Below are 13179 nucleotides of genomic sequence, written 5' to 3'. Positions count from 1 at the left end.
ACATAGAATAACACGATGGCGGGGAGAGAGAAATATGGAATTTACAAAGATGCAAGGATTAGGAAATGATTTCGTCATCGTATATGGGGAGCAGGAATTGCCTGCTAATGCCTCACAATTAGCTCTACAAGTATGTAACCGTTTCTTCGGTATAGGGGCGGATGGTCTTGTATATATATTACCTTCAGATAAAGCGGATTTCCGCATGCGGATTATAAATTCGGACGGAACAGAGGCAGAGCAATGTGGCAATGCGATTCGTTGCGTATCCAAATATGTGTATGACAAGCGGCTAATACAAACTAAGGAACTCACAATTGAGACTTTGGGCGCAGGTGTACAAAATGTGCAGTTAATGATTCATGATGGTATCGTTGAAAAAGTACGTGTGGATATGGGAGCTCCGATCTTACACGGTCTAATGATTCCTACTATTATTGATAAAGATTGCATCGTCGAACAACCGATTGAAGTGGATGGACAGCGGTTCACATTTACAGCGGTGTCTATGGGTAATCCACATTGTGTTATTCCCGTTGAGGATGCTGCTACGCTAGATTATTCGACAATTGGAGCGATTATTGAAACACATGAGCTGTTTCCCAAAAAAATTAATGTTGAATTTATAACGGTTTATAATCGTTCGCATATTGAAATGCGAGTGTGGGAACGTGGTGCTGGACCAACGCTAGCGTGTGGTACGGGTGCTTGTGCTACACTCGTAGCTTCTGCTCTATGTGGTGTCACTGATCGTGAGGCTACCGTTTCTTTGAAGGGAGGAGACCTTTACATTGAATGGAATTCAAGCGATAATCATGTATATATGACAGGACTTGCCCAGGAAGTGTTCCGCGGTACGTTCGAGTAGAGTGATATAGGTGGCGTTGCAGAAATGGATTTGAATTTCAGGGATGCGCTGAAACAGCGTATTTTAGTCGGCGATGGAGCAATGGGAACCTTTTTATACAAAATGGGGTTCCCTATTGGCGTTCCATATGAACAATATAATGTGCTGAAGCCAGAGGTTGTTCTTTCTGTACACCAGCAATATGTTGATGCGGGTGCACAAGTGATTCAGACGAATACATATCAAGCTAATAGTGTGAAATTCGCACGTTATGGCATCGAGGAGCAAGTAGATGAGATTAATCGTGCAGCTGTTCGTCTCGCTAGACAAGCTGCAGGAGATAAAGCTTTCGTAGTAGGTACCGTTGGTTCTATTCGTGATGGTAAACGAGGGAATGTTAGAACATTAACGTTGACTAACGCTCTACATGAGCAAATTCATGCACTGCTATCAGAAGACGTGGACGGACTACTATTTGAAACTTTTTATGATCTAGAGGAAATGAAGCTTGCTGTACGTATCGCAAGAGAAGAAAGCAATATTCCAATTATATGTCAATTTGCTGCAGAGGATTCTGGCAGAACGGTTGATGGTTATACATTGGAAGATGCTTTCTCGCAATTGAAACAAGAGGGTGCAGATGTCATTGGTTTCAATTGTAGAACAGGACCGAACGGCATTCTTAAATTATTAGATGGTATTGATAATAAGACGGACCTACCTTATTCCATATATCCCAATGCAGGGGCAGCAAGCTTTGTTGATGGGAAATACGAATATACGGCTGGACCAGAGTATTTCGCGTCTATGGCTACAAAGTTTGCTGATCGTGGTGCTCATATTATTGGTGGTTGCTGTGGGACTACGCCAAAACATGTAAAAGCAATGGCGGAAGCACTCGCAGGTTATGAACCAGTCCCGGTTGAAGCACGGAATGTCAAGGCGAATAAATCAAGCCAGGCAGCTTCTTCGGATGCTGTATCAAGGTTTAAGTGGGGGACTGCTCGACGTAATGAACAGACGATTCTCGATAAAGTGAAAGCGCGTCATACTGTAATCGTTGAGCTTGATCCACCTCGTGATCTTGATATTTCGAAATTTATGGATGGTGCCGCAGCGTTGAACGATATCCAAGTTGATGCTATTACGATGGCAGATAACTCACTTGCTGTTACTCGGATGAGTAATCTTGCGCTAGCTGCATTAGTTCAAGAGCAGATCGGAATTACTCCACTCATTCATATTGCATGTCGTGATCGTAATCTTATCGGTACGCAATCACATCTAATGGGCTTAGACGCATTAGGGATTGATCATGTACTTGCGGTAACTGGAGATCCTGCTCGTTTTGGTGATTTGCCAGATTCTAGCTCCGTTTTTGATATGACTTCATTTGAATTAATACGGATGACAAAGCAGCTTAATGACGGTATTGCGTTTTCAGGAAAGCCACTCAAGCAAAAGGCTAATTTTATCGTTGGTGCTGCTTTCAATCCTAACGTGAAGCATTTAGACAAAGCCGTACAACGTTTGGAGAAGAAGATCGCAGCGGGTGCCGATTATATTATGACGCAGCCGGTCTATGATACTGGCTTAATTGAACGAATTGCCGAGTCAACGAAGCATTTGTCAGTACCGATCTTCCTTGGTATTATGCCGTTAGCAAACGGTCGTAATGCTGAATATCTTCATAATGAAGTACCAGGTATTAAGCTTTCCGATGAAGTGCGAGCTCGTATGGCAGGGCTTGAAGGGGAAGAGGGCCGGGCAGAAGGTGTGAAAATTGCCAAGGAACTATTAGATTGTGCTATTTTGCATTTCAAAGGTATTTATTTGATGACACCATTTTTACATTATAATATGGCGGTGCAGTTGACGGAGTACGTGAAAAATAAAACATCGTAATCAGTTTGGCCTACAAAAATCAACCGATCTTTGTGCAATTTATTCATTATTAATGCAATTATCGACGAAAAGCTTGTTCATAATAGAAAAATCAATTAAAATGAAGCTTATGTTATGATAGCTCTGTATAGTATGTACCTTTATTTTTTCGTCAACACTAGAATGAGGAATCTTTTTCTATACATCTATTGATTATGAACTGCGTGATGCAATTGTATCTGATCTAGTTGAAAGATGCATGTGGAGGAGGATCTAGCTTGGCAATAAAGCTTATTAATATCGGTTTCGGAAATATTGTTTCGGCGAATCGTATTATTTCGATCGTGAGTCCTGAATCGGCTCCGATTAAACGCATTATTCAAGAAGCGCGTGATCGACATATGCTAATTGATGCGACATACGGACGTCGTACGCGTGCCGTAATTATTACGGATAGCGATCACGTTATTTTATCTGCTGTGCAGCCAGAAACTGTTGCGCACCGCTTGTCCACTAAGGATGACGATAACGACGAATAGTACGAGGAGTTTGAAACAAATGGGATTGTTAATTGTTTTGTCAGGTCCTGCAGGAGTAGGCAAAGGAACTGTATGTACGGCGTTACGTTCACGTATGCCTGAGCTAGTATACTCAGTATCAGCTACGACTAGACAACCGCGACCAGGCGAAATTGATGGTGTGAATTATTTCTTTAGAACGAGAGAACAATTTTTGCAAATGATTGACCAAGATGCTATGCTTGAGCATGCAGAATACGTAGGTAATTTCTACGGAACGCCGCGTGACTTCGTTGATGAGACATTAGCTAATGGGAAAAATGTCATTTTGGAAATCGAAGTTCAAGGTGCGATGAAGGTGAAGGAAAAGTTTCCTGAAGCAGTTATGGTATTTTTGCTTCCACCATCATTAGCTGAGTTGAAATCAAGAATTACCGGTCGTGGAACGGAAACCCTTGATACGATTAATACTAGAATGAATGTTGCAGTAGAAGAGTTAAGTCTTCTTAGTCAGTATGATTATGCGGTAATGAATGATGAGATAGACATTGCTTGCGATAAAATCCGCAGCATCATTCTTTCGGAAAACTGTAGACGAGAACGTCTTCCTGCCCATATTTTAGCGATGGGTGCTGCAACAGAGAAAGCATGAGTGAGGAGAATGTCCAATGTTATATCCATCTATTGACGAACTAGTTAAAAAAGTTGATAGCAAATACACTTTAGTAGTTGCTGCTTCCAAACGTGCAAGAATGCTACGAAATGGTGAGAAGTCTGAACTAATTGGTGCACGTTCTCACAAAGCAGTTGGCTTTGCGCTAGAGGAAATTTATGCTGATATGATTAAAGTTGAGCATATTCCTGGTAAAGAGAAGGATGAACAAAAAGACGAACGCAAAGACGAGCGCCGCGAAGAACGTGGATAGTCTATTGCTTTAGGTGAGAAGATGTGCGCATAAGTAATGCGTACATCTTTTTTATTTTTATTTGCACAAAAGAAGGTTAAAATAAGTTTAATGTTGAATTACTACACCTATATGGAAATATGATAAGATAGGTAGTGTACGACGGAATAAGCTTATTATTTCTATGCGAAAGCGATGACATCAACCTATTTTCTAGGAGGGATTGAGATGGAAAAAGTTACTTATCCAATCGGAAGATTTGTGTTTGAAGGCATGACAGCTATGCAAAAACAAGAATGGATTGAACAAATCCAGCAGTATCCAGCATTACTAAGAGCGACAGTTGAAGGTTTTTCTCAGGAACAACTAGATACCCCATATCGCACTAGTGGTTGGACGGTAAGGCAGGCTGTGCATCATGTTGCAGATTTCTCAATAAATGTACTTACTCGGTTCAAGCTTGCTTTAACGGAAAACAATCCAACGATCAAACCTTTCTTGGAAGAAAAATGGGTACTATTACCTGATACTCGTTCCATGCCCATCCAGCCAAGCTTAAGTATTATTGATGGTACGTATGCGCGTTTACTCGTTTTACTAAAATCAATGAGTATAGCTGAATTTGAACGGCAGTTTTATCATCCGGAAAAAGGTGTGCAAATATCATTGAAGTTTTTTTTGAGTTATTCAAGATGGCATTCGTATCATCATTTAGCTCATATCGAAGCATTGAAACAACGCAATGAATGGTAATAATATCATTTTAATTTAAATAAAGGTTCAAAAAGTGAGTTTTCGAAAGGCGCAAGCACATAATATCATCTCGCGAGTGGCATAACGTACATGAAATGTACGTAAGCACGATAACAATCGAAGAATTTGATCCTTGTTATCGACTAAGCTACGTTAGCTTAATCATCGCTATCAAAGCTCACTTTTTGAACTATATTACAATGAAGGTTCAAAAAGTGAGCTTTCGCAAGCCGAGCAGGTGAAGCGCTACTTGAGAAAGGCGGAAGCGCAAGTGTACATCAGTAAGTACACGCGAACCGTACTTTCCAAGTTCGCTTCAGATGCGACGCCGAGTATGCTACGCTAGCATATTCATCGTTATCAAAGCTCACTTTTTGAACTACCTTACTAAGGGAGTTGGCATAGTGTTACGAGGCAAGACTATTTTGCTCGGAATTAGTGGAGGCATTGCAGCCTACAAAGGGGCTACCATTTGTAGTAAGCTTGTAGGAGCTGGTGCTGATGTGCATGTTATTATGACAACGTCTGCTACAAAGTTCATTACGCCATTAACATTACAGACACTTTCCAAAAATGAAGTCCATATTGATACATTTGACGAAAATAATCCGCAGGTGGTTAACCATATTAATCTGGCAGATCATGCGGATCTTATCGTTATCGCACCGGCAACAGCGAACATTATTGGTAAATTAGCCAATGGTATCGCAGATGATATGCTAAGTACGACGCTACTTGCAGCAACTTGTCCGATTGTGATCGCTCCTGCAATGAATGTTCATATGTATGAGCATCCTGCTGTCGTTCACAATATGAAGTTGCTTGCAGAGCGTGGGGCAATGTTTATTGATCCAGGTACTGGTCAGCTTGCCTGTGGCTATGTAGCGAAGGGGCGTCTAGCAGAGCCAGAGGAAATTGTAGACGCTTTAAGTCGATGGTTTAGTAAGCCACAGCTACTACAAGGTCAATCCGTACTCGTTACGGCGGGAGGTACAATCGAACGACTTGATCCAGTTCGGTATTTGACGAATGATTCTTCTGGGAAAATGGGATTTGCTGTTGCTGAAGCAGCTAGAGCATTAGGTGCAGATGTTACGATTGTAGCAGGTAGAACGAGTGCGGAACCACCTCCAGGTATTCGATTAGTTCGAGTGGAATCCGCAGCGCAAATGCTAGAGGAAGTGCTAGTTCGCTATGAGCAATCTAATATCGTCATCAAATCAGCAGCTGTAGCAGATTATCGTCCCGTACAACGTAATGTACAGAAGATCAAGAAGAGTGGAGATGTGCTACATCTTGAACTAGAGCGTACGACTGATATATTGCAAACGCTAGGTGAGCAGAAGAGATCTCAAATTTTAGTAGGCTTTGCTGCTGAAACTGAGCATGTCGAAAAATATGCATTGGATAAATTAGAACGTAAGCACTGTGATTTTATCGTCGCCAATGATGTTTCTGCTGAGGGAGCAGGATTTAACGGTGATACTAATATTATTACAATCTATAATAAGCAGGGAATTGTGGAGCGACTTCCGTTATTGAGCAAAACTCAAGCTGCGGAAAGACTTATGAATATTGTAGCAGCCCGATTACAACAGATTAAGGATGATAGTCATGATCGCTAATATTATTGTAGATGTGCCGAGCCGACAGACGGATCGGCCTTTTGATTATGAAGTGCCATTTGACATGCAGTCATGGATTGAGGTTGGTAGTCGAGTTGGCGTTCCTTTTGGTAGTCGTGTACTTCAAGGGTTTGTAATCTCACTTTCGACGGACACAGATTATGATCGAAGTAAGCTGAAAAGTGTGTCTCAATTGCTTGATCCAGTACCGCCATTATTGCCCGATCTTATCGACCTTTCGGAATGGCTTAGTCATAAATATTGTTGTTCTAGAATTGCATCTCTACAAGTGATGCTTCCATCAGCGTTAAAAGGTAAAGAAGAAAAATATATCGGTTTATCTGAATTCTTTGATCAGGCAGAGCACTCAGATAAGCCGTGGTTGCAATACATTGCTGCGGAAGGTGGAGTAGTTACCTTCGAAAAATTACTATCCGCTTATCCCGATGCTCATAAACATATTAAAGCAGCATTGCAGCAAAATATATTGTCTGTGCGGGCATCCGTGAAGGATCGCATTGGGATCAAAAAAGTATTAACAGTATTGTTACCGGATCAGCTTGATATCGCTAATGAGCAGCTACCTGTACTTATGAAAAAAGCGCGCAAGCAGTATGAGGTCCTTACTTACATGATTGAACATCCTGAACCGATTCCGATGCAACAGTTAGTGGCAGCATTACATACTAGTTCGAGTGTTGTTCACGGCTTAGTAGATAAAGGGCTATTGCTTTTGGAAGAAAGAGAGCAAGGGCGTGATCCTTATAAGGATCGTCAGTTTGCAGCTAGCTCAGCATTACCATTGACATCCTCACAGCATAGCGTCTATGAACGTATCGTTACGAGCATGATTGCTGAAACAGGACAAACAATGCTTTTGTACGGCGTTACAGGTAGTGGTAAGACAGAGGTATATTTGCAAAGTATTGCGCAGTGTCTTCAAATTGGGAAGCAAGCGATTGTACTTGTTCCTGAAATTGCACTTACGCCGCAAATGGTTGAGCGTTTCAAATCTCGCTTTGGTGAAGCTGTTGCTGTAATGCATAGTCGTTTATCAGTAGGAGAGCGTTTTGACGAATGGCGGAAAATTCGTAATGAGCAGGCGCAAGTTGTCGTAGGGGCACGATCCGCTATTTTTGCTCCATTTCAATCGATTGGACTTATCATTATTGATGAAGAGCATGAGTCCTCCTATAAGCAAGAAGACACCCCGAAGTATCACGCAAGGGATGTAGCGGTGAAGCGGGCAAGACAACATGGTGCAGTTGTTGTACTAGGCTCAGCTACGCCATCTATAGAAACGTATGTTGCTGCAAGTCGAATCCCTGCCGATGGCAGCGAAGCTCCAATTCTTCGTTTGCCAGAACGAGTCTCAGGACAAGAGATGCCTAAAGTTGAAATTGTTGATATGCGTGAGGAGCTGCAACGGGGTAATCGCTCGATGTTCAGTGGATCACTTTATGATGCGTTGAAAGAGCGACTAGAAAGACAAGAGCAAACGGTGTTGCTACTTAACCGAAGAGGTTATTCTACTTTCGTTATGTGTAGATCCTGTGGTCACACGGCAACATGTCCGCATTGTGATATTTCATTAACCTATCATCAGAAAACAAGATCACTTCGTTGTCATTATTGCGGACATACCGAAGCATCACCTAAGCAATGTCCCTCATGCGAATCAGAGCATATTCGCTTTTTCGGCACGGGCACGCAAAAGGTGGAGGAAGAACTCGCGAAGTTATTTCCAGGTATCCGTGTCATTCGGATGGATGTAGATACAACAACTGAAAAGAATTCACATGAAAAGTTATTGAAAGCATTTGGCGATCGTCAAGCAGATGTGCTGTTAGGAACGCAAATGGTTGCGAAAGGTCTAGATTTCCCTTACGTGACTTTGGTTGGTGTCATCGCCGCTGATACGACGTTGAATTTACCAGATTTTCGTGCAGGAGAGCGAACGTTTCAATTATTAACGCAAGTTGCAGGTAGAGCAGGTCGCCATCATCTAAGCGGAGAAGTTGTTATTCAGACGTATAACCCCGATCATTATGCGATTACTGCAGCGCAATATCATAATTATGAACAATTTATTGAGGAAGAACTGTCATTGCGTGCTATAATGGCATATCCGCCATATTGTAGATTAATACTAATTACAATGTCACATGAACAGCTACCATTGCTTTCGGATGTAAGTCAACGGTTTGTGACCGAACTGAGAGAGTTAGCGGAATATGAAGGTGTGCTTGTCCCATTACGGAGCCGAATGATGCGTGCGCTTGAAATATTAGGACCTGTTGCGTCACCACTTGCGAGAATCAAGGATCGCTACAGATATCAATGTGTGATAAAATATCGTGGTAGTATTGATGCGGGAAGTCTTGTGCAGCGAGCAATTAGTCCATTTCTTGTAGGAAACTCAAAAAATAAGGTGTTGTTCAGTGTGGATGTCGATCCGCAAGTAATTCTATAAGAGGTATTCAAAAAGCAGATAGTAAACTGTAAAATTAATATTTAGAAGATAAAGTGAGGTCATAGTATGAGTATTCGTCTAATTGTTAAAGAACCAGATTCAGTGTTGCGTGAAGTTGCGAAGGAAGTAACGAAATTCAATGCTAATTTAAAGAAAATATTGAAAGATATGGCTGAAACGATGTACGATGCGGATGGAGTAGGACTTGCAGCGCCGCAAATAGGTATATCGAAACGTGTTATTGTTGTAGATGTTGGTGATGAGAATGGTCTGATTGAAATGGTTAATCCTGTCATTATTGAACGTGATGGTGAACAGCTAGGTCCAGAAGGCTGCTTAAGTATTCCTAATATTAATGGTGAAGTGCTTCGTGCAGATCATATTGTTGTTGAAGGTCAAAATAGTGATGGTGAGACATTTACCGTTGAAGCGACAGGCTATTTTTCGCGTGCTTTTCAACATGAAGTTGATCATTTGAATGGTATATTGTTCACAGATATTGCACTGAATACGTATGATATTTCTGATCAGGTAAGAAAAGGTGGCGAAAAATAATATGCGTATCGTTTTCATGGGGACACCGACTTTCGCTGTCCCTTCTCTACGTGCATTGATGGAAGCAGGCTATAACGTAGTCGCAGTCGTATCGCAGCCAGATCGCCCGAAAGGTCGCAAGAAAGTACTAACAGCACCACCATTGAAAGAAGCTGCGCTAGAGCTTGGACTGCCGGTCATTCAACCTGAACGTATGCGTAATGAAGAGGCCGTAGCTGAAGTAGCAAGCTATAAGCCAGATCTTATTATTACAGCAGCTTATGGTCAAATTCTACCTAAAGCTGTGCTTGATTTGCCAAAGCATGGTTGCATTAATGTGCATGGCTCTTTACTTCCACGTTATCGTGGAGGTGCTCCAATCCAGCGCTCGATCATTAACGGTGAAGCTGAGACGGGCGTTACGATTATGTATATGGCAGTAGGTCTTGATACTGGCGATATGCTTAGCCGTGTTGCGCTTCCTATAACCGACGAAGATAATTCGGGTACGATGTTTGACAAACTTAGTGTTGCTGGTGCGCAATTGCTCATCGAAACGTTACCGCCGCTGCTTGCGGGTGAGCTTCCTGCCGTGGCGCAAAATGAGGATGAAGCTACTTATGCTTCTAATTTGACACGAGAAGATGAACGTATCGATTGGACGCAGTCTGCGAGAGCGATATTCAATCAAGTGCGAGGTTTGTCACCGATGGCTGGTGCATTCACTTATTTGAATAATGAGCCTTTCAAAATTTGGACATGTAAGCCACTATCTTCACATGCAGATGCAACAGCTGGCACGATTATTGCTGCTAGTGCTGAAGGCATTGCGGTGCAAACTGGCGATGGGCAATTATTACTTACACAAGTTCAGCCTGCAGGCAAGCGAATGATGGATGTCGCAGATTGGCTGCAAGGTGCTAGAGCAATTATTGGTGTTGAACTCGTTTCAGCCGTACAGGAGTAGACTATGAATAAGAAACCTTCAACAAATAGACAAGCTCCATCTACTAACAAAGCTAAGTTTAGTAATGGAGCTCCAGGAACAAGTCAGGGACAATCTGCGCAACCAAAACCGAAGTCAGCGCGTCTAATCGCTTTAGAGGTGCTAGTTAAAGTAGAGGAAGCGGGAGCTTATAGTAATTTGCAATTGAATAAGACGTTACAAGAACAACAACTATCTCGGCAAGATGCTGCGCTTGCAACGGAAATCGTCTACGGTACGATTAGTCGCAAGCTAACGATCGACTATTGGTTAACGAAGTTTGTTGCTAAAGGCTTGCATAAGCTGCAACCTTGGGTGCATCAATTGTTAAGACTTAGTATTTATCAGCTAGTATGGCTGGATCGTATTCCGCCGCATGCTGTTGTGAACGAAGCGGTTAATATCGCCAAGCGTAAAGGTCATCAAGGAATTTCTAGTATGGTTAATGGTGTATTACGTAGCGCCATTCGTGGCCAAGAGGAACTTGTCATTAGTGGGATCCATTTGCCAAGTAAAGTAGAGATGCTGTCAGTTCGCTATTCATTCCCTGAGTGGCTAGTAAAGCGTTGGCTAGATGAGTATGGCTTTGAGACAACCGAGCAAATTTTAAGTAGCAGCAACGAAGTGCCGCATAGCTCGATTCGAGTCAACACGATGAAAGCATCGGTAGCTGAAGTATTGCAAGCACTTGAATCAGAAGGCCTGAATGCAACGGCGTCTCCACTTGCACCAGCGGGCATTAATGTACATCGTGGTGGTCATCTTGCCGGCTTAGCAGGTTTTGCTAGTGGCCAGTGGTCTCTACAAGATGAAAGCTCTATGCTCGTAGCGGAAGTGTTACAGCCTAAGCCAGGGATGGTCGTTCTGGATGCCTGCGCCGCACCAGGCGGGAAAAGTATGCACATCGGCGAATTGATGCAAGGTAAAGGAAAACTTATTTCTAACGATTTGCATGAGCATAAGCGCCAATTAATTGAAGATCAAGCGAAGCGACTGGGGCTTTCACATATTGAGACGATGAGCGGAGATGCGACCTTGCTTGCTGATCGACTGCAGAAACAAAGCTTTGATGCGATCCTACTTGATGCTCCATGCAGTGGGTTTGGCGTTATTCGCCGTAAACCTGAGATTAAGTGGACGAAAGAGAATAGTGATGTCACAGCGATAGCAGCCATTCAAAGTAAACTGCTTGATGCTATGAGTGATCTGGTGAAGTTAGGCGGTACATTGGTATATAGCACATGTACAATTGCCAAGGAAGAGAACGAACTGCAGATTGCTCAGTTTCTTGCTAAACATCCGCAGTATAAGCTAGACGCGCATTGGCCAGAGCCACTATTAGAATCTCTACGAGCGCAACATATTATCGACGATTCATTCGATGGACAATTACAGTTACTACCGCAATATGCCAATAGCGATGGGTTTTTCATTGCTCGTCTCGTTCGTCACCAATAAGCAAAATTAGTTTGTTATAATGGGTGCTAAGGTGACATAACATTGACAGATAGCTCCAAAGCGGCGTTTATGCTAAAATATACTGAAACATACTTTACTTTCGCTTAGCGAAAATGAAGTACCTATAAACTATACAGGTGTGATGAGATGAAACCATTTATTTATGACTATAGACATGATGAGTTGCAAGAGTGGCTGAAAGAGATTGGTGAGCCGGTTTTCCGTGCTGATCAAGTATTTGATTGGATTTATGTGAAACGTGTAACAAGCTTCGAACAAATGACGAATTTATCAAAAAGTCTTCGTCAAGCTTTAACGGATAAATTCGAATTCCTAACGTTGACAGAAATTACGAAATTCGAATCCCGCGACGGTACTGTCAAGTTTTTGTTTGGACTACAAGATAATCATGGGATTGAAACAGTTATTATGCGTCATAGCTATGGCAATAGCGTATGTGTAACGACGCAAGTAGGTTGTCGGATTGGCTGTACCTTCTGCGCATCTACACTGGGCGGGTTAAAGCGTAACTTAACAGCTGGAGAAATTGTTGCTCAAGTGGTTACCGCACAAATGATGCTTGATGCTACGGGAGAACGCGTATCCAGCATTGTTATTATGGGTTCTGGTGAACCATTTGAAAACTATGATGCAACTATGACGTTTTTACGTAATATGATTCATGAGAAAGGCCTGAATATTGGTCAACGTCATATTACCGTTTCGACAAGTGGAATTGTGCCAAGTATTTACAAATTCGCTGATGAAAACACGCAAATTAATTTGGCGCTGTCCATTCATGCTCCGAATGATAAGCTACGTTCTAAGCTGATGCCAGTTAACCGTCGCTTCCCATTTGATGATGTTATTGAATCGATTCGTTATTACCAAGCGAAAACAGGCCGTCGTATTTCTTTTGAATATGCGCTTATCGGCGGAGTGAACGATCAAGTGGAACATGCAGAAGAACTAGCTAGTGTAATCAAAGATATGTTATGTCATGTTAACTTAATTCCAGTTAACCACGTACCCGAGCGAGATTATGTGCGTACACCACGTGATGATATTTTTGAATTTGCAAGAGTATTAGAAAAGAATAACATCAATGTTACGATACGTAGAGAGCAAGGTCATGATATTGCAGCGGCTTGCGGTCAATTAAGAGCCAAACATATGGAATCTACGACGAGGTGATTA

General features: G+C 42.2%; 12 protein-coding genes. All 12 read left to right on the top strand.

Features of this window, described 5'->3' with window-relative positions:
• Positions 1-34 precede the first annotated feature (34 nt).
• The 12 genes from dapF (at position 35) to rlmN (ending at position 13176) form a co-directional block, all read left to right on the top strand.
• Positions 35-868, top strand: a complete 834-nt coding sequence (gene dapF / locus AC1TO5_RS02315) for a diaminopimelate epimerase (RefSeq protein ID WP_482061169.1) — start codon at positions 35-37, stop codon at positions 866-868.
• A 24-nt stretch (positions 869-892) separates the two neighbouring features.
• Complete coding sequence (locus AC1TO5_RS02310) at positions 893-2752, top strand: bifunctional homocysteine S-methyltransferase/methylenetetrahydrofolate reductase (RefSeq protein WP_482061168.1); 1860 nt, start codon at positions 893-895, stop codon at positions 2750-2752.
• Between the two features lie 257 nt (positions 2753-3009).
• Positions 3010-3270, top strand: a complete 261-nt coding sequence (gene remA, locus AC1TO5_RS02305) for an extracellular matrix/biofilm regulator RemA (protein ID WP_005548256.1) — start codon at positions 3010-3012, stop codon at positions 3268-3270.
• A gap of 19 nt (positions 3271-3289) precedes the next feature.
• A complete protein-coding gene (gmk, locus tag AC1TO5_RS02300) occupies positions 3290-3901 on the top strand; it encodes a guanylate kinase (RefSeq protein WP_482061167.1) in 612 nt (203 codons plus the stop codon).
• Positions 3902-3917: 16 nt separating this feature from the next.
• Positions 3918-4175 (top strand): DNA-directed RNA polymerase subunit omega, encoded by a 258-nt coding sequence (gene rpoZ, locus AC1TO5_RS02295; RefSeq protein WP_482061166.1) that lies wholly within the window; start codon positions 3918-3920, stop codon positions 4173-4175.
• A gap of 207 nt (positions 4176-4382) precedes the next feature.
• The gene (locus tag AC1TO5_RS02290) at positions 4383-4907 is read left to right on the top strand and encodes a YfiT family bacillithiol transferase (RefSeq protein ID WP_482061165.1); all 525 of its coding nucleotides are present in this window, start codon (positions 4383-4385) and stop codon (positions 4905-4907) included.
• 404 nt (positions 4908-5311) lie between these two features.
• The gene (gene coaBC, locus AC1TO5_RS02285) at positions 5312-6532 is read left to right on the top strand and encodes a bifunctional phosphopantothenoylcysteine decarboxylase/phosphopantothenate--cysteine ligase CoaBC (RefSeq protein ID WP_482061164.1); all 1221 of its coding nucleotides are present in this window, start codon (positions 5312-5314) and stop codon (positions 6530-6532) included.
• On the top strand, positions 6522-9005 hold the full coding sequence (gene priA, locus AC1TO5_RS02280) for a primosomal protein N' (protein WP_482061163.1): 2484 nt from the start codon (positions 6522-6524) through the stop codon (positions 9003-9005). Before coaBC ends, priA begins: the two co-directional genes overlap by 11 nt.
• A 66-nt stretch (positions 9006-9071) precedes the next feature.
• Positions 9072-9560 carry a peptide deformylase gene (gene def / locus AC1TO5_RS02275; protein ID WP_482061162.1) on the top strand — a complete coding sequence of 163 codons (489 nt, stop codon included), beginning with the start codon at positions 9072-9074 and terminating at the stop codon, positions 9558-9560.
• Between the two features lies 1 nt (position 9561).
• A complete protein-coding gene (gene fmt / locus AC1TO5_RS02270; protein WP_482061161.1) occupies positions 9562-10506 on the top strand; it encodes a methionyl-tRNA formyltransferase in 945 nt (314 codons plus the stop codon).
• A gap of 3 nt (positions 10507-10509) precedes the next feature.
• Positions 10510-11982, top strand: coding sequence for a 16S rRNA (cytosine(967)-C(5))-methyltransferase RsmB (gene rsmB, locus AC1TO5_RS02265; protein ID WP_482061160.1), 1473 nt, complete (start codon positions 10510-10512; stop codon positions 11980-11982).
• Between the two features lie 147 nt (positions 11983-12129).
• Positions 12130-13176, top strand: coding sequence for a dual-specificity RNA methyltransferase RlmN (gene rlmN / locus AC1TO5_RS02260; RefSeq protein WP_482061159.1), 1047 nt, complete (start codon positions 12130-12132; stop codon positions 13174-13176).
• Positions 13177-13179: the final 3 nt, after the last annotated feature.

Source organism: Paenibacillus sp. Y930, from assembly GCF_056786375.1.
Note: the sequence above shows the minus strand (reverse complement) of the source record. Positions and strands in the feature narration are given on the sequence as shown.